This window comes from Methanoregula sp. (assembly GCF_050010295.1).
Taxonomy (GTDB): domain Archaea; phylum Halobacteriota; class Methanomicrobia; order Methanomicrobiales; family Methanospirillaceae; genus Methanoregula.
This window is the reverse complement of the sequence record NZ_JBEKLH010000008.1, coordinates 76,605-94,835: the sequence shown is the minus strand read 5'-3', so window position 1 is coordinate 94,835 and position 18,231 is coordinate 76,605. Positions and strand designations below refer to the sequence as shown.

Here is an 18,231-nt window from a genome sequence, read left to right as displayed (position 1 = left end):
GTTCCCCACGCTGATCCTGTAGTGCGGGACGATATGAACCTGCGCAATGCGGAAGGGCCGGGCCAGCCGGTGAAAATGCTGACCGGTATCCCTTTTCCGGTACCGGAACCCCGGACCGGCCCCTCCTGCCGGGGATGGTTATGCCCGTGGTGGCGGCGATCTCCCCGGCTGTCCCTCCTCTTCCCGGACCCGGTCCGCTGCGATCCCACAGTAGCGGGGATCGATCTCGATGCCGATGCCGTAGCGGCCGCAGCGGGCGGCCGCGACCAGCGTGCTCCCGCTGCCCATGAAGGGATCGAGCACGGTATCCTTAACGAACGAGAAGAGTTTCATGCAGCGGAGCGGGAGCTCGACCGGGAACGGGGCAGGGTGGCCGATCCGGGACTTGCGTTCTCCGGAGAATGTCCAGAGGCCGTTGGTCCAGGCCATGAACTCCTCCCGGGTGATATCGGACTGGCGCGACCCGCTGGTCTTCTTCCAGCTCTCCTTGTAGAGCACGACGATCAGTTCCACGGGGGCGATCACGTAGGGTGCCGAGGCGCTGGCCCACGAGCCCCACGCGGTCCTCCGGGAGATGTTCCCTTCGTTCCAGACGATGGTCGAGTGGTAGGAGAACCCGGCCTCCTTGGCGATGGTGGTGAGGTCGGCCCCGACGCTCTGCTGGCCGCCCTTGTTCTTGTCAAGGGGTATGTTGAGGCAGAACCTGCCGTCGGTTTTGAGCCAGCCGTGGCAGCGTTTCATCCAGCGGCGCGAGAAGGCGAGGTACTCGTCGTACGTGACCCGGTCGTCATGGGAATTGTACTTGATATCCACGTTATACGGCGGCGACGTGACCACCAGGTCGACGCTCTCTTCTGCGATCTCACGGGTGGCAAAGATATCCCCGTTGATGATGACGGACTGCTTTCCCCTGAAAAAAAACCCGTTCTCCACGCCGCACCCTGTACCTATAGGTTCGCTCTGGCTGCTAAAGAATTACCCCTGCGAAATGAGAGGGGGATGATGCACCTCATACCGGGCTGCAGGTAAAATGGGATTCCCTGCGCCTGCCTGGTACAGGCGGTGCCGCCCGCCCGGTTGACTGAACCGCGGGGTTAGATGAATAACTTTCACCATCAGGAAAATATTTCAATACCACTACCGAATTGATAGTAGCGTGTTCTGCATACAGGAGAAGCCGGGTGCGGACACTATCCGGAGCGGGTAATGAACAGGCAGGTCATCTTCAGGATCGGGGTGTGTTTTCTTCTTCTCATAGCGGTCGGGGTCCCTCTCGCCAGCGCAGCAACGGAAATTATCCCGCTGCCCGTGCAGCAGCAGAACCTTTCCGCAGACAACCCGGCACTGATCGGTGCACTCAAAGCCCATGCAGCAGACCTTGCCGGGTTCCAGAAAGCCCGCATGGACGGTGTCATCACCTACATCACGAATATCAGCGGAGGTTCCGGCGGGGTAGATCTCCAGATGATCGAGGAGGATTATCTTGCCACGGCAACCTCCATACCGCTCATGGGGACGGTGGACGAGATTGACGCGGCCCGCAGCGACATGGGGGATCTGACCCGGAAGTTCTCAGAGGAGACCAAGGCGCAGATGCAGATCTTCAACGGCAGCACGGGAGACATGAGGTCGAGCATCAACGACTCAATTGCATCGGTCGGGAAATCTGTGGACGGCGTGAAGGGTTATGCCTGGCTGGCCGGCGACGCCGCCAGGCTCCAGGTCTTTGACCTCGCCGTCATGAAACAGAACGAACTCCTCGCCTCGCTGAGCAGCCAGGGAATTGATGTCTCCGCGGCGCAAAGCGTCTCTGACCAGATTGCAGCCCGGCGCACCGTCCTCGTGGATGCCCTGGAAAAGCATGATGACGCCGCCCTGATAACGACGAATACCGTAATAAAATCCCTGAACCAGCAGTTCCGGAACGATATCGCGACATACCGTACGAAGCTGGAGATCCAGCTGACGGTCGCGGCCCTGAACCTGGGCTTGTAAAGTCTGCGGCCGGGCCAGTGGTGTTCTTTTCCTGCCTTCCGTAAACCGCGGGAGGTTTTTTTGTCTGCGGGTCGATACTCCGGTATGCACGCGGAACCAACAGCGACTGCCTTCACGTATCCGCCGATCGGGACCATCCGCTCCCCGTTCCACGATACTGCGGGCATGCCTATCCAGCCGAACGGCGCCCGGGGTGTCCGGGGGACGGTCGAGGTCTTCGGGAAGTACCGGGAAGGGCTCTCTGACCTCGACGGGTTTGCCCGCATCATCCTGATCTACGCGTTTCACCAATGCACAGGCTGCGGTCTGACGGTGACGCCCTTCCTCGATTCGACGCCCCGGGGGGTCTTTGCCACCCGCTCGCCCCGGCGCCCGAACGCGATCGGGCTCTCGGTCGTCCGGCTCATCGGAGTGAAGGGCACGACCCTGGAAGTGGAGGACGTGGACGTCCTTGACGGCACCCCGCTCCTCGACATCAAGCCGTATGTCCCCGGGTTCGACTCGTACCCGGGCTCGTCCTGCGGCTGGCTGGAGAAGGTCGCGGGGAATGCGGAGACGGCCCGGTCGGACGACCGGTTCCGGTGATGCGCTCCCGCCGTGCAGGAAAGAGCCGGCCGGCGGTGGGATACCCTCCGGGCATTCCTCTTTTCGCAACCCTTATCCGTCCCGGCGCCGGACACCGGGTGATACGCCATGACGAAAACGGAGAAGTACTCAAGCGTCCCCGGCATCCTGCGCCCGTTCAGGGAGTTTGTGCAGGGTATCGGGATCAGGGACGGGGACCAGATCGCGTATTACGGGTGCGCCGGCACCTGCACGCCCTTTATCGAGCTCCTCGCCATATCCGTCCGCGGGCTCCAGCCCGAACAGGTCTTCGTGCCCCTGCTGGACGAATCAAAGGCAAAGAAGATCCGGAATATCGATGAAGTGGGGATGCAGGTCTGCGGCGGGCCGGCAACCGTCCGGCCGAAACTTGTCGTCATCATGGGCGGGCTTGCGATGCCGAACATGCCGGTGACAAAAGAGCAGGTGCGTGACCTCATCCGCAGCCACGGCGACGCGAAGGCGGCCGGGGTCTGTTTCATGTCCATGTTCGAAAAGGCCGGCTGGCTTGACGAGGTCGCGTTTGATCTTTTAATTGATGCGACGATAGACCCGGTGGTCGTGACCACCCGGTAAGAGCATTTTTCGGCTCTGGAGAATTCCGGTTGTACCGCCGCCGGATTTTTTCCGGTTTCCTGTATCCGTGCGGCGGAAATTTTCCTGCTCTCCCCTCAACATCCGGTCCCAGCGACACCTTTATATGGAAAATCATACAAATAGGTATTGTATGAAAAGTATGAAATGTGGGAATGATGACCTGGTAGACGAGATGATCGCACCACGGAAAGAGAAGACGAAACACCTCTTCGGCAGCGTGAAAGTCGGCGAGCGCGGGCAGGTCGTGATCCCGAAGGAAGCCCGGGAGATCTTCGACATCAAGCAGGGGGATATCCTGCTGGTGCTCGGGGACGTGGAGCGGGGGATTGCGCTCGTGAAAGCGGATGCCCTCCAGGAGTTCGCACGGAAGATCCTGGACAGCGCAAGCAGGCCGGATGAATAATACCGGGAACGGAGATTATGATGAAAAAATCCGGGACGGAATGCGAGGAATTCAGATTCCTTGCTGACAAAGTGCGGGAAGCAGGTGCCGCAGATGCGAGGATCATCCCTGCAGACGGGATCGTTGTCGAGGACCGGGTCCGGCAGAAATGCAGGATGGGGTGCTACGAGTTCGGGAAGTCCCTTACCTGCCCGCCCCATGCACCGCTGGTCGAAGACTTCAGGCAATCCCTCAGGGACTACCACTACGCACTTCTGGTCAGGTTCCATTCCGGAGCGGAGTTCGGGGAAGAGATCCGGTATTCCCTCTTCCGCGACCTGATCGATCCGTCAGCTCCACAAGCATCGAAAGAATCAGCTGTCGCATTCCTGACGGCCTGGGTAACCGAGACCCGGAAACTCCACCGGGTCATGCTGGACCTGGAGCAGGCGGCCTTCAATGCCGGGTATACGTTTGCTCTCACGACCATATGCGGCCCCGGTTGCAGGTTATGCGAGACCTGTAATGTACAGGAAGGGAGATGCATCCACCCGACCATGATGCGGTTCTCCCCGGAAGCGCTCGGGATCAATGTGGTGAAGACAGCAGCGGACGCTGGCATACCGATCCATTTTCCGGCACCGGAGAATCCGGAACGGATTGCAATCCTGCTCATCGACTAAAGATAAAAAATTCCTCCTCCTGCGGGACAGGAAAGGGATACCCTGCAGGATGCAGGGAAAAAAATGGTGAAGATACGGGAAACCGTGAGGAAAAAGTCATGAAAATTGTTGTATTGAATGGCAGCCCGAAGGGCGATATCAGTGTTACGATGCAGTATGTTGCGTTCATCCGGAAGAAATTCCCGGAACACCGCTATGAGATTCTCAACGTGGCACATGACATACGAAAGCTTGAGAAGGATACCGAAGCCTGGAATAAAACTATTGAGAGCATCCGGTCCGCAGATATGGTCCTCTGGGCATTTCCGCTCTATTACCTGGTCGTCTCTTCCCAGTACAAACGGTTTATCGAACTCATCTTCGAGCGGAAGGCACAGGACGCATGTGCCGGAACCTATGCCGCGTCGCTCTCAACATCCATCCATTTCTTCGACCAGATCGCCCATGCCTACATCCATGCAGTCAGCGACGATCTCGGGATGAAATACCTCGGGTTTTACTCCGCGGAGATGAGGGATCTCTTATCTGATGAGGAACGAAAGCGTCTGGAGAAGTTCGCATCCCTGCTCATCACCGCGGTACAGGAAAAGGTTCCCGTCCAGCGGGAGAACGCCCCGCTCGTCTGGCCGGCTCACACGTATGTCCCGGGTAAGGAACAAAAAAGTCCTGGCACAGGTACAAAAAAAGTTGTCATCCTGACCGATTCCGATGGCAGTTCCCCCAATCTTGCGGCAATGACCGACCGGCTCCTCAAAAATTTTTCCGGCTCATCAGAGATGATCAACCTTCATGACGTGAATATAAAGGGAGGCTGTCTCGGGTGCTGCCAGTGCGGCTATGACAACACCTGCGTTTATACCGACGGGTACGCTGACTTTTTCAAAAACAAACTGGTGCCCGCGGATATCATCATCATGGCAGGCTCGGTGCACGACCGGTATCTCTCGTCGGCATGGAAGCAGTTCTTCGACCGGAGTTTTTTTTTGGGCCATACTCCGGCTCTTGAGGGCAGACAGATTGGCTTTGTGATCGCCGGCCCCCTCGGGCAGATCCCTTCCCTGAAAGAGGCACTTGCGGCATGGGCAGACAATGGCGGGTGTCATGCACAGTTTGTTACGGATGAGGTTTCAGGTTCCGGGGAACTTGATGCCCTGCTCGATGCCATGGCAGCACGTCTCGTACGGTGTGCAGAAGCAGGATACATCCCCCCGCGAACCTTCTACGCGATCGGCGGCCACAAGGTATTCCGGGACAGCATCTACGGAGGATTGAGAATTGCATTCCAGGCAGATTACCGGTACTACCGGGAGCACGGGATGTTCGATTTTCCGCAGGGAGACCTGAAGACCCGGCTATTCAATGCAGTCCTCATCCCGCTTATGCGAATCCCTGGTTTCCGGAAAAAAGTGTTTGCCGATATGAAACACCACATGACAGCGCCCTTCGGACAGGTGCTCAGGAATGCCTGAGTCTTCCGGGAGGACACCAATGAGGGGCCCCCCGGGCATTCTCTGGGGATTTGCCCCCCTTATCGTGTACGCGGTCTTCGCCGGCAGCTCCGTGGAGCAGGCGAAGATCGCCCTGCTCGCGGCGCTCGTCGCGGCCGTTGTTGCCGGGTGCCACGACCTGCCGAAGGGCCGGGTCATGGCCTGGGCAAACCTCGCGATCTTCGGGCTTCCGCTGGCCGCGCTCGGGCTCTTCGGCCAGGCATGGATCATCAGCTGGATGAACGTCCTGGTCTACGCGGGCCTCGCGGCGGTGGCTTTCGGCTCGGTCCTTGCCCGGCACCCGTTCACCCTGCAGTACGCCCGGGAGATGGTGCCAAAAGAGATCCAGGAGCACCCGGGATTTCTCACCGCCAACCGGTTCATGACCCTGGCGTGGGGCGCGGTGTTTGCCATAAACCTCGGCCTCTCCTCGGCTGCGGTCATGGGCCCCCCGGGGTACAAAGGGCCGATCGTGCTCCTTACCTTCCTCGTGCTCGCGGCCGGGATCGCGTTCACGCTCTGGTACCCGTCCCATGTCCGGAAGCGGAAGGGAGCGGCGGGGGACCGGGGCGGTCCGGGCCAGCGATAGCGTGCCGGGATATCACGGTGCCGGCCGTACGGCACATCTTTATAGACCCTCTTCCAATCATCCGCCATGGACAAGCGAACACAGGCATCCCATGTGAAACACGATCGCCCGACCTGCGAGCGGTGCCAGGCTGCCAATATCGTCCTGAGGCCAGACGGCACCTACTCCTGCCGGCGGTGCGGGTTCGACAGCGCAGACGGGAAGAAGTGAGCGCGGCGGGATCGGGGGCTGACGCCCGGTCCATGCCCCTCCCCGGCACATCCCGGCCTGCTGCCGGGCTTTCACCGTGTCCCCGACCCGGGCCGGTGCCAGCCCGGCATCCCCGGACGGCCATCCGTGCCGCCTCCCGCCCCCGGAGACTCCCGGGCTGAAGAGAACCCTTGGATGCGGGGCTTCCGGATGTGCTGAATGGTGGGGAGAAGCGGGACAGGCAGACCGGTACCAACAAATAGCGAGACGGAATAATCAGATACCTGAACAGAGTGAAAAAGAGGATGTCCATGAAAAAAACTGCCATCGTTCTGATACTCATCATCGCCGGGGTATTCCTCGCGGGATGCACCTCGGCCGGGACAACCGGCCAGGACACCGTGCAGGACACCATCCGGGCCCACTATGGCTACGATGAGAGCTGGTCGTTTGGCCTCGGGTGCTACGGGAAAGTTTCCGGGTATGCCTACAACGCGGGAAACACACCGGTGGAGAATGTCGTGCTGTACTTCAACCTTGTCAATGTCCAGAGCGGGACCATACGCGATTCGCGGTCCGTCTTCATCGGCGCGCTGGGGGCCGGGCAGTCGAGCACGTTTGAGACGGTCCTTGACGGGGAATGTACGCAGGATTACCGGGTCGACGGGACCATCGTAAAATAACCCCGTATCCGAAGGTTCCCTGTTTTCCGGCCCGGGAGAATCCCTCACCAGGAACCGGAAACGAAATGGCCAGGATTCATGAAACTGGGCTTTGTTGAAACCCTATTTTCCGATCATTTGTTTATACTCTGCTGCGGTCAGGAGGGTGACCCCCTCTCTCAAGTCGTAGAACTCTGACGAGTTCTACCGAAGACCTTCGGTCAGGAGAAGATTCTTCTTCTCCTGCTTCAGGTCCGACGACACTGAAGCATTCTCCTGTCTCAAGTCTGATGACGTTCAACAAGAGGGAGTTTTTCCAAACTCCCTCTGCCACATCTCTGATGAGATGCCGCATTCTCCAGCCTGCTCTTCCCTTCGGGAATCTGAAAGGGTCATCAGAACCTTGAAGGAGAGAAAAATTCGTCAGAATTCTTCGAACAGCAGTCTCCCCCTAGAGCGACTGCATGTTTCTCCGAGGATTTCAACAGAGCCTGAAATTATTTTTTATTCCGGGTTGACAGGCAAATTTCTTCGAAGCGAAAGAGCGGTCACCCGCTGCTCACGTACCAGGAGTCCGGGCACTGACCTTCTGACCGGGCTCCCGTGCGCTCCGTACACCCGGGAGAAGAACGAAAAAAGATCTCGTCTCCGGTGAACAAATCCGGGAATCTCCCCTAAAAGAAGATCTCCTCCTTTGGAAACCGCACTTTTGGCATTGGCTTGTCCGCCGCGTAACCCAGCGGGCAGAGCATCGTGGGGACGAGCGGCGGCGGGATCTCCAGGATCCTGGCATACTCCTTCGGGTCGAACCCTCCCATCGGGCAGGAGTCAAAGCCAAGCGACCTGGCGCCGTTCACGGCGTTGCCGAGCGCGAGGAAGAGCTGGGACTGCGCCCAGCAGAGTTTCTGCTCCCCGCTCATCTTCCCGGTCATGTCCGTTGCAATCCCGATCACCATCGTCCGGGCCTCCTCAGGCACCCCGGATGTTTTCATCAGTTGCCCGACCTTTTTGATCAGGCTGTCAAAGTCCGGGTTCGCGCAGAAGACCAGCAGGTGCGAGCAGGACGTGATCTGCTCCTGGCCCCACGTCGCCGGCTTCAGCTGCTCCTTCACCTTCTGGTCTGTGACAACCTTGATCTTCCACGGCTGGAGGTTGATGGCCGAAGGGGCGAACCGCACGAGCTCCAGGAGCTCGCTGACCTTCCCTTCGGGGATCTTCCGCCCGTCAAATTTCTTGGTCGCGTACCGCGACATCACAATCTCCCTGAACTCCATACCTTCACCCCGCATTGCGGTACGTGTCACTTATCCGGGGCTGGTATTTATACCATTCCCAGTCAGGTGATGTACTCAGCTGGTGACCCTGTTTTATCCCATCACGATCTCCGGACCAGCCGTTCATGCGCCGGAACCATCGCCCATTTCTTAATAAAATCGCCTTCAAACCGTGGGTACCCTGTCGGGCCCGCACCCCCTCAGCATCCCGCAGTAACCCGGAGGTCCGGCATTCCCGTCATGGCATTGCGGGCGGCCTTGCCCGGAACCGGTGAGCAGGAAGGGGACCGCCGGCGGCCATGGTGCGACCCTCTCTTTTTATCCCAACGGAACCGATGTATAGATTACAGACGGGGAAAGACCGGCCGCATATCATGAACCTTGTGAAAAAATACCAGGACTTCCGATCGACCATCAACATCAGCCTCTTCTCCCTCTATCTCGCGATCGTGCTCATCATCCCGGCGATCACGATCGTCGTCGAGTATTACGTCTCGGTATACCCGGCATTCCGCTCGGGCCTGCAGGTCGACCTGCAGGACTTCCATGTCTACCAGCTCTTCACGTCGTCGTTTGTCCACCTGGACTTCGACCATTTCCTCGGGAACGTGACCGCATACCTGCTGATCGCCATCTACGGCCTCGTGCTGGCCACCATCGTCAACCGGAAACGGCTGTACCTCGTGCTGACCAAGGTGATCGTCGTCGTCTTTCTCATCTTCGGCGCATTCTTTGCCCTCTTCAATGTGACGACGAGCTATTATGCAGGCCTCTCGGGGATCGATTCGGCGCTCGCGGGGCTGCTGCTCCTCTTCTGGCTGATGTACCTGGAGCAGGCATCCGGGAGGAGGATGCGCAGCTATTACGGTGTTGTACTGGCAGGTATCCTCGCCCTGTCTGCGGGGGTCATCGCCCGCTACATGCTCCTGTACCACACCGCGAGGAGCTCCCCTCTCCTGCTCAGCCTGGCTGCCGCGACCTGCATGCTGGTGCTTGCGGCCTTCGCGTACCGCCACCAGTTCAAGGATTTATACCGCGTCCTGCAGAAGTTCCCCTGGTCTTCCCGGCTCCTCACCGTCGCGATCGTCGTCATCTTCGGGTACTTCATCTGGAACCTCTTTCCGGAGCGGCTGGCCAACTCGACGCGGACCGTGAGCGTCTCCCTGCACCTGGCCGGCATCGTCATCGGCGTCCTTGCCGGGTACCTCTTCATGGTGTACCTGGAAGAGATCGCCTATTTCAAGGGGGAAAAAGAGGTTATCTCCCGGCCGTAACGGGAAATCCGGGGTACCGCGGCCGCCCTCCGGGCCCCTGGGGCGGCGGACACAAAGTTTTTCCGGGCCCGCAACGTTGCTGGCAGGAGGACTCGCGTCCTCTTCCTGCTGTTGCTGGTACGGGGGCCGGTCCGGATCATCCCCTTTCACGGGGTATCAGCCGGGGCGGGTGACCCGGGGAGGACCTCCCGGACCACGCCGTCAGCCTTATCGTCCCCCGCTCCCATCACTCTCCCATGCCACCAGTTACGGAGGATCCCCTCCTTACAAGACCGGCGCCGGCGTTCTGCCTGCCGGACGCGGATAATATGACCGTCTGCCTCGAACAGTTCCGCGGGAAATGGGTGGTGCTGTACTTCTACCCGAAGGACAACACCCCGGGCTGCACCATCGAGGCGATGCAGTTCAATGCAGCCCTCGAACAGTTCGCCGGGCTCGGCGCCCAGGTGATCGGCGTGAGCGGGGACACGCCTGAGAGCCACCAGAACTTTGCTGCCCGCCACAGCCTCACGATCCTGCTGCTCTCGGACACGGAACACCGGGTGCTCAGGGCGTACGGTTCCTGGGTGCCGAAGAAGATGTTCGGGAAGGAATTTTTCGGCACCATGCGGGACACCTTCTTAATCGACCCGGCCGGTACTGTCGTCGCGGTCTGGCGGAAAGTGAGCCCGAAGGGCCATGCGGAAGAAGTGAAGACGGTCCTGCTCGAAAAGAAAGGGTGACGGCCCGGACGGCGGCCGCCCTCCGGGCCGGGAACATCAGGTTGACCCGGAGTGCACCGGCCGGAATTTCCGGTGGGTAATGACAGAATATCTAAATATAATTGTTCATAATAATGAACATATGTTCAATAATATGAACATATTCGGCACCCCCGCTCTCGGGATCCTCACGTTCCTCGGGCGCCATGACCGGAACAGTTATTATGTCCGGGAGCTGGCAAAGACGCTCTCGATCAGTACCGGTGCCGCGAGCGAACAGCTCCGGGCACTGGAGGAATCGGGCCTGATAACCAGCGAGCGGAGAGGGAGGACGCTCCTGTTCCGTGCCAGTATCTCCCATCCGATTGTGCGGGAGGCAAAAATTTTTGCAACCCTGCTCGAACTCTCACCGCTTATTACTGCCGGGCAGAACGGTATCGTGCGGATGATCCTCTTTGGCAGTTGTGCGGCAGGAGAAGATTCTGCGGAGAGCGATATCGATCTCTATCTGGAAACAACCGACCGTCCGGCAGCAATGACCCTGATCTCGCGCTATGAGCCCGCCATATCGCGGAAAATTTCTCCGATCATTCTCTCTCCGGATGAGGCTGTGCAGCTCCGGATACGTGACCGCCCGCTGTTCGAGCGGATACAGTCCGGCAAGCTCCTCGTGGGTGAGCAGGTGTGAGATACCGGTTCGATGAGTGCCTGGAGCGGGGAAAGATCGTCAAAATCCCCATTGACCCGGCACTTGTTGCAAAAGAACTCCGCGAAGCTGAAGCGGATCTTACCGCAGCAGAGCGATCGCTTCTGGACCACCTGGAGAAATGGGCGATAATCCAAGGGTACTACTCGCTCTTCCACTCACTCCGCTCACAGATATTCGGCAAAGGCTACCGGGAGAAGAGTCACCGCTGCCTGAAGTATGCGGTTGAAGCCCTGCTCGTTGATACCGGAGTACTTTCGCCCTGGGTGCTGGAACACTTTTCCTTTGCCATGGACATCCGCGAAGGAGCTGATTACGGCTGCATCTATCATGAGGAGTCTGCCCGCATTGTCGTTGCATCTGCACGATCGGTATATGAGCTGGTAAGGTCGTGAACGTGGTCCCGGGCCCCGGCCATTACGCACGCAGTTACCCGATCGCCCTGAGTATCTCACCGGTCTTCCGCACCCTGCCCATCCTCGGGAAGATGAAGGTGACCGCTGCGTTGTGCCCCTCTGCCGACATCGAGGCCATGGCATCCTCGGCAAAGACCTGCTGGAAGCCGTACTCGTAGGCGAACCGGGCGGTGCTCTCGACACCGAAGTCCGTGGAGATCCCGCAGAGGACGATCATGCCTATCCCCCGCCTCCTGAGCTGGAGCTCGAGGTCGGTGCCATAGAACGCCCCCCACTGCTTCTTCCCGATCACGACGTCCGACGGGAGCGGTGCGATCTCCGGGACAAACTCGGACCAGTCCGCGGGCAGGGGCAGAGGACGGGAGAATGACTGGTCGCTGCTGACCTTCAGCATCGTCTCCGGTGTCGAGACCACATGCACGAGGAATACCGGCATCCCGTTCTTCCGAAACGCCTGTACGAGAAAGGCTGCATTCCTGACAACCTCCTGTGCGGAGTACGGCTTCGTGGGCTGTGCTGCGATCCCCTTCTGCAGGTCGATGACTACGAGGGCGGTTGTTGTTCTGTCCAGTGCTAATTCCGGCATAGTGCCACCATGGGAACATAGGGTGCCGGGCCCTATTTATTTCCTGTGGTGAATGAAATGCAGCAGGCGCCCGGGCGCCGTCGTCAGCTGCCCGGAGGAGGTCAATCGAAGACGGCGGCTGGCGGTTATGCTCCTCTGTTTTCCCGTGACCGGCCGGAGAAAATCAGGGTCCCTTACGATCCATGTCCCGGTATCTCTTTTCCGGGCTTGGTATGAACCGGGTCGTTGCCTGTCCCGTTCTTATGATTGTTCTGATCGCGGCAGTCCCCACCGCGTGGGCCAGTCCCGGGCGAACCCGGTTCCGGGGCGGAGACGATCGAAAAATATTATGCCGGGAGAGGGTAGGGATACCCGCTCGGCTGAGTGTGCTGCCCCCAGTCATTGGCATTCCGGTAGAAGCACAGCGGGTCATAGGTTGCCGTGCCATCCGTCCCGTACACGACCAGCCTCGGCACCCCGGGATCGTACTGGAGGATGATGAACTGGTTGAACGAGCCCCCCATGGACTGCCCCCCGTACGCCGGGAGATCCAGTTTTATCATGTTCCCGGCGAGCTGCTCCCAAGTCCCCGTCACCACCTGGTCGTTTCCGGGAATGCTCTGGCCAAACGTTGTTGAAGGTACGGTGGTCTTGGACACCAGGGTATACGACATGTCCTGGTTCAGCACCAGGGTCCTCTGCTGTACGACCTGCCCGTTCGTCGGGGACCCGGAGTAGCTGAACCAGGTACCGCACTTCCCGTTTTCGCATACCCCGTCACACCCTGCAATGAAGATGAAACCGGCCAGCAGGATACCCAGCACGAGGGCTCCCCCCCAGATTGTTTTTTGCATCACCATCTCACCGATCCGGAAAATGGGAATATGGGATGATAAAAATTGTTATTTACATTTTCCGGGAACACCCGGCAGGCCACGGGCGGTTCTCAGGGACCGCTCCCCGGATCTGCCCCGCCTCCCGGACAGCAGATTCTCCGCCGCCCGGGATTTCCTGAAGAAAACTTCTTCGCTGCCTCCGTTAGTCCTCACCGCGAGGGACAGGCCCTGCTCCGTGAGAAACCTCTGCGCGGATTTTTCGCTTACTAAAAAAAGAGAAATGATAAACCGTCAAACACTTCAGAAGCGGGGCTTCCGGTGTTTCGGGAGGCAGTCCCTGCAATAGACGGGCCTTCCCTCAGTTGGCTTGAACGGTACTTCGCACTCTTTGCCGCAGTCTGAACAGACTACTTTTGTCATTTCGCGGGGGCCGAAGTCACGGGGACCGCGGTTTCCGCCAAAATTCGATGAACCAAACATAATGATTTCTCGTACAGTCCTTGATGGGAAACTGTGTGCCATTCTATTGGTCTCCAAAGTATAAGAGGTGCTGTATTGATACACCCGGTTGCCTGCGTACTCCAGTGACGATCGGCCGGGGGTGGCCGATAAAGTAGTACGGGAATGGCGGGGCGGGCTATCGGGACATCGGTGGGCGCAGGTATCCACATCGGATACCTGCCTTCCCGTTATTATGAAATCCCCCAAGTCTTGCCTTTGCTCCCTCACTCCAGCCTGTCCGACTACCATACCAGCACCGCCAGGGCCACGACCAGCACCAAATCGAAGAATTCTCGCGAATTCTCCTCCTCCTCCAGGTCCTGATGGACCTATCGGATGAAAAAGACTACCGGCATATACGCCGAACCCCCGAACACGACCAGCACAATGTCCAATGCCATCCCGAGGGCCAGCCCCGCAACGATGCCGACGATGAGGCGCCTGGTCGTGCGGTCTTCGAATATTGTCACATCCACCATGTTCTTTACGTAACGTGGATCATGGTATGGTTTTTAGGATCGGAGGGGTTTGAAAGACCCCGACGAGGAGAAGGGAGGCATAAGCCGACCTTCGACTGCCAGATCGGAGGGGTTTGAAAGACCCCGACGAGGAGAAGGGAGGCATAAGCCGACCTTCGACTGCCAGATCGGAGGGGTTTGAAAGACCCCGACGAGGAGAAGGGAGGCATAAGCTGACCTTCGACCTCCAGATCGGAGGGGTTTGAAAGACCCCGACGAGGAGAAGGGAGGCATAAGCCGACCTTCGATCTCCAGATCGAAGAATCCTGTCGGATTCTTCTCCTGGCTCTGGCCTTCGGCCCTCTCCAATTCGAAAACGTACGTCTTCTTGTGGTTCGGGTCAGATGACCCTCACCAAATTGAAGGCTTTCCGCCTTCTCGTGTTTCGGGCCTTCGGCCCTCAACAGCTCAAAAACTCAACGTCTCCTCCGGTATCCCCGGCCCCGGCACAAAGCACAAGACGCGGAGCGACACCAATACAACGTATGAAGCAATGGATCAAGGATACCGCGGGCCTCGGCACGGGCCTCTGGCTCATCGGGTACCTCGCATCGCTCCTGCTCTTCTTCTCGCCGTTTGCGGGCATCATGGGCTGGGTCATCCTCATCGTCTGCACCCCGGTCACCATCGCGGTCGCGTGGTGGTGGTTCAGGGCAAGAGATCTTCCCCTCGCGTATTACGCAGGGATCGGGGCAGCCTGGACCGTGATCGCGGTCGTGCTCGACTACCTCTTCATTGTCCTGCTGTTCCGGGCCACCTATTACGGACCCGATGTGTTCGTGTACTATGCCGCAACATTCCTGATACCGGTGGGAGTCGGCCTGGACCTCATACGGGCCCGCAAGGGTCCGGTGGTAACCCGGGGATGAGGTCTCAGCAGGGTGCCAGTCCCCCTGCATCCTGCCATGCCCCTGCACTCCCCGGGAAACCTCCGGACCGGTGGCCGGGAGCACCGCCCCGCCACCATTCCCGCCCCGGCCCAACCCCCCGCCGGTCCTGCACCCGTAGCAACTTCCGGTTCCCCTCACTCAACCGATCGTATGACCAGCACCGGCCGTTTCCCGGTAGTCACCACGTCCTGCACGATACTGCCGGCAAGGAACTCGTGCAGGCAGCCTTTGCCCTCCACGCTCAGCCAGATCAGCGAGGCATCCTCTTCGCCTGCGACCCGTGCGATCCCGGGGGCAGGGTCGCCGCCCGTCACGATCGTCCTGACCTTCACCTTCCGGTGGGGGAGCGCCTCCCGGATCCTGTGGAGCCGGGCCTTTGCATACGGCGTTGTGTCCTGTGCGGTATCCTCCGGTACCACGTGGAGAAGGAGGATCTCACGCACGCCTCCCGCGGCTCCAGCGCACGCGATCGCTTTTTCTGAAAACTCCGAGAAGTCCGTGGGACAGAGGACTTTTGCAAAGATGTTCCGGCAGAACTTGGTGTAGGTCTTCCCCTGCAGGCTGTCGATCAGCCGGTTGGGCATCACCAGCACGTTGGTCCTGCTGATCCGGCAGAGGACCGTTGCCGGGACCCGCCCGAGGAGGATGCCGGCCCTGAAGCTCGTGGCATAACCGCTGATCACGATGAGGTCTGCCCCTGCCGCTCCTGCCGCATCGAGGATCGCACCGGCAATATCCCTTGCAGCAGTCACGTCGAGGGTAACGGTGACCGCTGGGTCCAGGGACTCCAGGTACCGCTTCGCCTCCTCAAGATATTCCCTTGTCACCTCCGCTGCCAGCCTCTCGATCACCGGGATCGGGAACGCTTTCACGACATGGAGGAGGTGGATCTCGCGGACGTGGGGAAAACCCGAGAGGCAGTCGAGCTCCGCCTGTGCGTGCGCGGAAAAATCTGTCGGGAACAGTATCTTTTCAAACATAGTACCCCCATGGCCCCCACAGGTTACGGCACCAGCTCCCCCGCATGAGCCCTGCCGTAAATAAATCAATAGATCCTGCTCGCAATATTTAAGGATATCCCGGGCAGGGATTGCCTGCCTCTCCCGGCCCGGCAGGGGCTGCCGATGTCACATCCTTGTCGGATGGATCGCCGGGCTGGTGGTGTGAGGCAGGCAGAACGCCAGACACTCAGGACAGAGGCGCTCCTGCAGAATATCTGAAATCAAGAGTCGGCTGATCGGAACACATGCCAGGTTTTTTTAACAAACCATTTATTTCCGTACTTTCAACCGGGTGTCATGAACCCGCCATGCCGGAACCCGGTACTCGTCATCGTCGTCCTCTGGGCCATCGCGATCGCCACGACGGCCTTCCTCTTCATGGGGAGCCCGGACATCCTGTACGGCATCCTCATCCAGGGAATCTGCATGATCGGGTCGGCCACGTACCTGAGAAAGAGCAGTGCAGCAGGCTGTCCGGGTGCCTGACAGCCCCGGATCTACCGGCGATTGTGTACCGGATCGCGAGCGCCCTGACAGCGGCGCGGGAAAAAACTCCGGGATGATCCGCCGCCCCCGGACATGATCGGGTGCGCGGCGCAGGGAAAACCTGCGATCTGCCCGGAAGAAAAGAGGGAGCCCGCCCCGGCAAAACTTTTTCCCCCGCGCCACCCAACAACCCGATAGAGCACGTATGGACATCCCGCAACTCTACGCCACCTTCACCAACCCGAAAGTCGTCACGAGCATGCTCCTCCTCGGCATCGGCCTCGGGATCCTCCTTTCGCTCCTCCTGCGTTACCTCGCGGGGCAGTGGTACATGCCTGCGGCTTTCGTCGCCATCTGTGCCGTCACGGCCATCGTGTACATGTACTGGCTCGACCGGCAGGACTGGCGGGAAGAGTGACACGGGCGACCGGAGTACCCGCCAGATCCCCCTCCCCAATCCAAACGTTAATCCCCTGCGCATGAGATCATTCGAGCTGAACGAGGCACCCGAATGAAAACCAGGACCATCCACCAGACCCTCACGCTTCCGGCATCTCCCCACGCGGTCTATGAAATGCTCATGGACGAGAAGAAACACGCCCTCTTCACCGGGGGAGCCGCAGAGATCAGCCGGACCGTAGGGGGAACGTTCTCCACCAACGACGGCTATTCGAGCGGCAGGAACCTCGAGCTCGTGCAGGACCGGAAGATCGTCCAGAGCTGGCGGGCATCCGACTGGCCGGAAGGGCATCACTCCACGATCACCATCACGCTTGCACCGGCCCAGGAAGGAACGAAACTCACCTTTGGCCAGGCCGGTGTCCCGGAGGAGCAGTACGAGGAGATACGGCAGGGCTGGTACACCTGGTACTGGGAGCCGCTGAAAGCGGTGCTGGAGAAGGGGACGTAAAGCGGGAGCGGGAAAGGACGCGCCTGCTGGCCCCGGTTTGTAACCAGAAAAAACCCTGCATTACCGCAGGCAGCTGCGCACCTTCTCTTTCACGGCCTGCTCCATACCCTCGAGCGTCCTGATGTCCCTGACCGTATCGGCACGGTCGACCAGGACCTGCCCGGCCGGCCCGATGCCGAGGTTGCGGAAAAATGCCGTCACGACCCGGGTGATGCAGGTGAAATTTTCCGCTCCCTTGCGCCCGGCCACCGAGAAGACCAGCCCTTTCTGTCCCTGCCTTCCGCCGTACAGCGCCCGCTCGGCATGGTAGGCCTGCATGCGGTCGATGACCAGCTTGAGCCCGCCGGTCACGGTATTGGTATACACCGGCGAACAGACGATGAGGAGCGATGCGCCCCGGACTGCACCGATAATTGCCGTCATGTCGTCGTCAAAGACGCACGAGCCGGTGTTGTAGCACTGGTAGCAGCCGATGCAGCAGTGGATGTCCAGGTCATGGGGATAGATGACCTGAGCGGTCCTTCCGGCCCCGTGCGCAGCTTCAACCGCCCAGGAGGCCAGGATGCTGCAGTTCCCGTCTGCCCGGGGGCTTCCCTGGAGGACGACGAGATCGACTGCCGGGGCAGCATGCCGGACCGCCCGGTCCGGCGGGTACTTCCGGAACAATGCGGAAGGGTCGTCGTGGATCTCCCTCTCCCACCCGGCGGCGGCCTCCCGTGCAGCAGTCTCCGCGGTGAGGGGGACGAGCGGGGAATACTCGTACGTGTTCGTGCGGAAGACCGCGAGCGTCTCGCCGCCGGACGTAACGGCAAGGACATACCTTGCCATGCCGGGATAGAGCGCAGAAAAATCCTCGCGGTGAAGGGTGAGCTGGTACGGTTCTTTCCCGGTACCGGCCGTCACGCTGTGGATCAGTTCCCGTGCAGGTTCCATCACGGTATTGTCCATCCCGGAAGGATAAGAGCC

At 59.7% G+C, this 18,231-nt stretch carries 25 protein-coding genes; 17 read left to right on the top strand and 8 right to left on the bottom strand.

What is annotated here, in order from left to right; all coding sequences use genetic code 11:
* Positions 1-138: 138 nt before the first annotated feature.
* On the bottom strand, positions 139-933 hold the full coding sequence (locus tag ABSB80_RS10815) for a DNA-methyltransferase (protein WP_428370628.1): 795 nt from the start codon (positions 931-933) through the stop codon (positions 139-141).
* A 273-nt stretch (positions 934-1,206) separates the two neighbouring features.
* On the opposite strand from ABSB80_RS10815, the gene ABSB80_RS10810 reads away from it, so the two are divergent.
* From ABSB80_RS10810 to ABSB80_RS10770, 9 genes are all read left to right on the top strand, one after another.
* The gene (locus tag ABSB80_RS10810) at positions 1,207-1,995 is read left to right on the top strand and encodes a hypothetical protein (RefSeq protein ID WP_428370627.1); all 789 of its coding nucleotides are present in this window, start codon (positions 1,207-1,209) and stop codon (positions 1,993-1,995) included.
* An 84-nt stretch (positions 1,996-2,079) separates the two neighbouring features.
* Entirely contained in the window at positions 2,080-2,580 is a 501-nt protein-coding gene (tsaA, locus tag ABSB80_RS10805; RefSeq protein WP_428370626.1) for a tRNA (N6-threonylcarbamoyladenosine(37)-N6)-methyltransferase TrmO, read from the top strand.
* Between the two features lie 108 nt (positions 2,581-2,688).
* The gene (locus ABSB80_RS10800) at positions 2,689-3,174 is read left to right on the top strand and encodes a DUF2124 family protein (RefSeq protein ID WP_428370625.1); all 486 of its coding nucleotides are present in this window, start codon (positions 2,689-2,691) and stop codon (positions 3,172-3,174) included.
* Between the two features lie 151 nt (positions 3,175-3,325).
* Positions 3,326-3,598 (top strand): AbrB/MazE/SpoVT family DNA-binding domain-containing protein, encoded by a 273-nt coding sequence (locus ABSB80_RS10795; RefSeq protein WP_428370624.1) that lies wholly within the window; start codon positions 3,326-3,328, stop codon positions 3,596-3,598.
* Between the two features lie 17 nt (positions 3,599-3,615).
* On the top strand, positions 3,616-4,260 hold the full coding sequence (locus tag ABSB80_RS10790) for a DUF2284 domain-containing protein (protein ID WP_428370623.1): 645 nt from the start codon (positions 3,616-3,618) through the stop codon (positions 4,258-4,260).
* A gap of 98 nt (positions 4,261-4,358) precedes the next feature.
* A complete protein-coding gene (locus tag ABSB80_RS10785; protein WP_428370622.1) occupies positions 4,359-5,729 on the top strand; it encodes an NAD(P)H-dependent oxidoreductase in 1,371 nt (456 codons plus the stop codon).
* Positions 5,722-6,336, top strand: coding sequence for a DUF3159 domain-containing protein (locus ABSB80_RS10780; protein WP_428370621.1), 615 nt, complete (start codon positions 5,722-5,724; stop codon positions 6,334-6,336). The genes ABSB80_RS10785 and ABSB80_RS10780 overlap by 8 nt, the downstream gene beginning before the upstream one ends.
* 66 nt (positions 6,337-6,402) lie before the next feature.
* Entirely contained in the window at positions 6,403-6,546 is a 144-nt protein-coding gene (locus ABSB80_RS10775) for a hypothetical protein (protein WP_428370620.1), read from the top strand.
* A 290-nt stretch (positions 6,547-6,836) separates the two neighbouring features.
* The gene (locus tag ABSB80_RS10770; RefSeq protein WP_428370619.1) at positions 6,837-7,208 is read left to right on the top strand and encodes an FxLYD domain-containing protein; all 372 of its coding nucleotides are present in this window, start codon (positions 6,837-6,839) and stop codon (positions 7,206-7,208) included.
* A 653-nt stretch (positions 7,209-7,861) separates the two neighbouring features.
* Here the strand turns inward: ABSB80_RS10770 and ABSB80_RS10765 are convergent.
* Positions 7,862-8,461 carry a nitroreductase family protein gene (locus ABSB80_RS10765; RefSeq protein ID WP_428370618.1) on the bottom strand — a complete coding sequence of 200 codons (600 nt, stop codon included), beginning with the start codon at positions 8,459-8,461 and terminating at the stop codon, positions 7,862-7,864.
* A 374-nt stretch (positions 8,462-8,835) separates the two neighbouring features.
* Between ABSB80_RS10765 and ABSB80_RS10760 the strand changes: the two genes are divergently transcribed.
* The 4 genes from ABSB80_RS10760 to ABSB80_RS10745 all read left to right on the top strand — a co-directional run bounded on the left by ABSB80_RS10760 (position 8,836) and on the right by ABSB80_RS10745 (position 11,537).
* Positions 8,836-9,735 (top strand): rhomboid family protein, encoded by a 900-nt coding sequence (locus tag ABSB80_RS10760; RefSeq protein ID WP_428370617.1) that lies wholly within the window; start codon positions 8,836-8,838, stop codon positions 9,733-9,735.
* 236 nt (positions 9,736-9,971) lie between these two features.
* Positions 9,972-10,457: a peroxiredoxin gene (locus ABSB80_RS10755; protein ID WP_428370616.1), complete on the top strand. Its 486-nt coding sequence runs from the start codon at positions 9,972-9,974 to the stop codon at positions 10,455-10,457.
* A gap of 133 nt (positions 10,458-10,590) precedes the next feature.
* Entirely contained in the window at positions 10,591-11,124 is a 534-nt protein-coding gene (locus ABSB80_RS10750) for an ArsR family transcriptional regulator (protein WP_428370615.1), read from the top strand.
* The gene (locus ABSB80_RS10745; RefSeq protein WP_428370614.1) at positions 11,121-11,537 is read left to right on the top strand and encodes a HEPN domain-containing protein; all 417 of its coding nucleotides are present in this window, start codon (positions 11,121-11,123) and stop codon (positions 11,535-11,537) included. The genes ABSB80_RS10750 and ABSB80_RS10745 overlap by 4 nt, the downstream gene beginning before the upstream one ends.
* Positions 11,538-11,571: 34 nt before the next feature.
* Here ABSB80_RS10745 and ABSB80_RS10740 read toward each other — a convergent pair whose 3' ends face one another.
* From ABSB80_RS10740 to ABSB80_RS10725, 4 genes are all read right to left on the bottom strand, one after another.
* Positions 11,572-12,144 (bottom strand): hydrolase, encoded by a 573-nt coding sequence (locus tag ABSB80_RS10740; RefSeq protein ID WP_428370613.1) that lies wholly within the window; start codon positions 12,142-12,144, stop codon positions 11,572-11,574.
* Positions 12,145-12,470: 326 nt separating this feature from the next.
* Positions 12,471-12,977, bottom strand: a complete 507-nt coding sequence (locus tag ABSB80_RS10735; protein ID WP_428370612.1) for a hypothetical protein — start codon at positions 12,975-12,977, stop codon at positions 12,471-12,473.
* Between the two features lie 282 nt (positions 12,978-13,259).
* Positions 13,260-13,439 (bottom strand): CxxC-x17-CxxC domain-containing protein, encoded by a 180-nt coding sequence (locus tag ABSB80_RS10730; protein ID WP_292544394.1) that lies wholly within the window; start codon positions 13,437-13,439, stop codon positions 13,260-13,262.
* Positions 13,440-13,789: 350 nt separating this feature from the next.
* Positions 13,790-13,930 (bottom strand): hypothetical protein, encoded by a 141-nt coding sequence (locus tag ABSB80_RS10725; protein ID WP_428370611.1) that lies wholly within the window; start codon positions 13,928-13,930, stop codon positions 13,790-13,792.
* A 533-nt stretch (positions 13,931-14,463) separates the two neighbouring features.
* Here ABSB80_RS10725 and ABSB80_RS10720 point away from each other — a divergent pair.
* Entirely contained in the window at positions 14,464-14,847 is a 384-nt protein-coding gene (locus ABSB80_RS10720; protein WP_428370610.1) for a hypothetical protein, read from the top strand.
* A gap of 155 nt (positions 14,848-15,002) precedes the next feature.
* Here the strand turns inward: ABSB80_RS10720 and ABSB80_RS10715 are convergent, their stop codons facing one another.
* Entirely contained in the window at positions 15,003-15,848 is an 846-nt protein-coding gene (locus ABSB80_RS10715) for a universal stress protein (protein ID WP_428370609.1), read from the bottom strand.
* Positions 15,849-16,166: 318 nt separating this feature from the next.
* On the opposite strand from ABSB80_RS10715, the gene ABSB80_RS10710 reads away from it, so the two are divergent.
* The 3 genes from ABSB80_RS10710 (at position 16,167) to ABSB80_RS10700 (ending at position 17,265) form a co-directional block, all read left to right on the top strand.
* Positions 16,167-16,355 carry a hypothetical protein gene (locus ABSB80_RS10710; protein WP_428370608.1) on the top strand — a complete coding sequence of 63 codons (189 nt, stop codon included), beginning with the start codon at positions 16,167-16,169 and terminating at the stop codon, positions 16,353-16,355.
* A 205-nt stretch (positions 16,356-16,560) separates the two neighbouring features.
* Complete coding sequence (locus ABSB80_RS10705) at positions 16,561-16,773, top strand: hypothetical protein (RefSeq protein WP_428370607.1); 213 nt, start codon at positions 16,561-16,563, stop codon at positions 16,771-16,773.
* A 93-nt stretch (positions 16,774-16,866) separates the two neighbouring features.
* A complete protein-coding gene (locus ABSB80_RS10700) occupies positions 16,867-17,265 on the top strand; it encodes an SRPBCC domain-containing protein (RefSeq protein WP_428370606.1) in 399 nt (132 codons plus the stop codon).
* A 60-nt stretch (positions 17,266-17,325) separates the two neighbouring features.
* On the opposite strand, the gene ABSB80_RS10695 is transcribed toward ABSB80_RS10700, so the two are convergent.
* On the bottom strand, positions 17,326-18,198 hold the full coding sequence (locus ABSB80_RS10695; RefSeq protein ID WP_428370650.1) for a flavodoxin family protein: 873 nt from the start codon (positions 18,196-18,198) through the stop codon (positions 17,326-17,328).
* Positions 18,199-18,231 lie beyond the last annotated feature (33 nt).

Coding starts and splice junctions, on each gene's coding strand:
- ABSB80_RS10810 (WP_428370627.1), top strand. CDS start 1,207: ATGAACAGGCAGGTCATCTTCAGGATCGGGGTGTGTTTTCTTCTTCTC.
- tsaA (WP_428370626.1), top strand. CDS start 2,080: ATGCACGCGGAACCAACAGCGACTGCCTTCACGTATCCGCCGATCGGG.
- ABSB80_RS10800 (WP_428370625.1), top strand. CDS start 2,689: ATGACGAAAACGGAGAAGTACTCAAGCGTCCCCGGCATCCTGCGCCCG.
- ABSB80_RS10795 (WP_428370624.1), top strand. CDS start 3,326: ATGAAAAGTATGAAATGTGGGAATGATGACCTGGTAGACGAGATGATC.
- ABSB80_RS10790 (WP_428370623.1), top strand. CDS start 3,616: ATGATGAAAAAATCCGGGACGGAATGCGAGGAATTCAGATTCCTTGCT.
- ABSB80_RS10785 (WP_428370622.1), top strand. CDS start 4,359: ATGAAAATTGTTGTATTGAATGGCAGCCCGAAGGGCGATATCAGTGTT.
- ABSB80_RS10780 (WP_428370621.1), top strand. CDS start 5,722: ATGCCTGAGTCTTCCGGGAGGACACCAATGAGGGGCCCCCCGGGCATT.
- ABSB80_RS10775 (WP_428370620.1), top strand. CDS start 6,403: ATGGACAAGCGAACACAGGCATCCCATGTGAAACACGATCGCCCGACC.
- ABSB80_RS10770 (WP_428370619.1), top strand. CDS start 6,837: ATGAAAAAAACTGCCATCGTTCTGATACTCATCATCGCCGGGGTATTC.
- ABSB80_RS10765 (WP_428370618.1), bottom strand. CDS start 8,461: ATGGAGTTCAGGGAGATTGTGATGTCGCGGTACGCGACCAAGAAATTT.
- ABSB80_RS10760 (WP_428370617.1), top strand. CDS start 8,836: ATGAACCTTGTGAAAAAATACCAGGACTTCCGATCGACCATCAACATC.
- ABSB80_RS10755 (WP_428370616.1), top strand. CDS start 9,972: ATGCCACCAGTTACGGAGGATCCCCTCCTTACAAGACCGGCGCCGGCG.
- ABSB80_RS10750 (WP_428370615.1), top strand. CDS start 10,591: ATGAACATATTCGGCACCCCCGCTCTCGGGATCCTCACGTTCCTCGGG.
- ABSB80_RS10740 (WP_428370613.1), bottom strand. CDS start 12,144: ATGCCGGAATTAGCACTGGACAGAACAACAACCGCCCTCGTAGTCATC.
- ABSB80_RS10735 (WP_428370612.1), bottom strand. CDS start 12,977: ATGCAAAAAACAATCTGGGGGGGAGCCCTCGTGCTGGGTATCCTGCTG.
- ABSB80_RS10730 (WP_292544394.1), bottom strand. CDS start 13,439: ATGTTTGGTTCATCGAATTTTGGCGGAAACCGCGGTCCCCGTGACTTC.
- ABSB80_RS10720 (WP_428370610.1), top strand. CDS start 14,464: ATGAAGCAATGGATCAAGGATACCGCGGGCCTCGGCACGGGCCTCTGG.
- ABSB80_RS10715 (WP_428370609.1), bottom strand. CDS start 15,848: ATGTTTGAAAAGATACTGTTCCCGACAGATTTTTCCGCGCACGCACAG.
- ABSB80_RS10710 (WP_428370608.1), top strand. CDS start 16,167: ATGAACCCGCCATGCCGGAACCCGGTACTCGTCATCGTCGTCCTCTGG.
- ABSB80_RS10705 (WP_428370607.1), top strand. CDS start 16,561: ATGGACATCCCGCAACTCTACGCCACCTTCACCAACCCGAAAGTCGTC.
- ABSB80_RS10700 (WP_428370606.1), top strand. CDS start 16,867: ATGAAAACCAGGACCATCCACCAGACCCTCACGCTTCCGGCATCTCCC.
- ABSB80_RS10695 (WP_428370650.1), bottom strand. CDS start 18,198: ATGGAACCTGCACGGGAACTGATCCACAGCGTGACGGCCGGTACCGGG.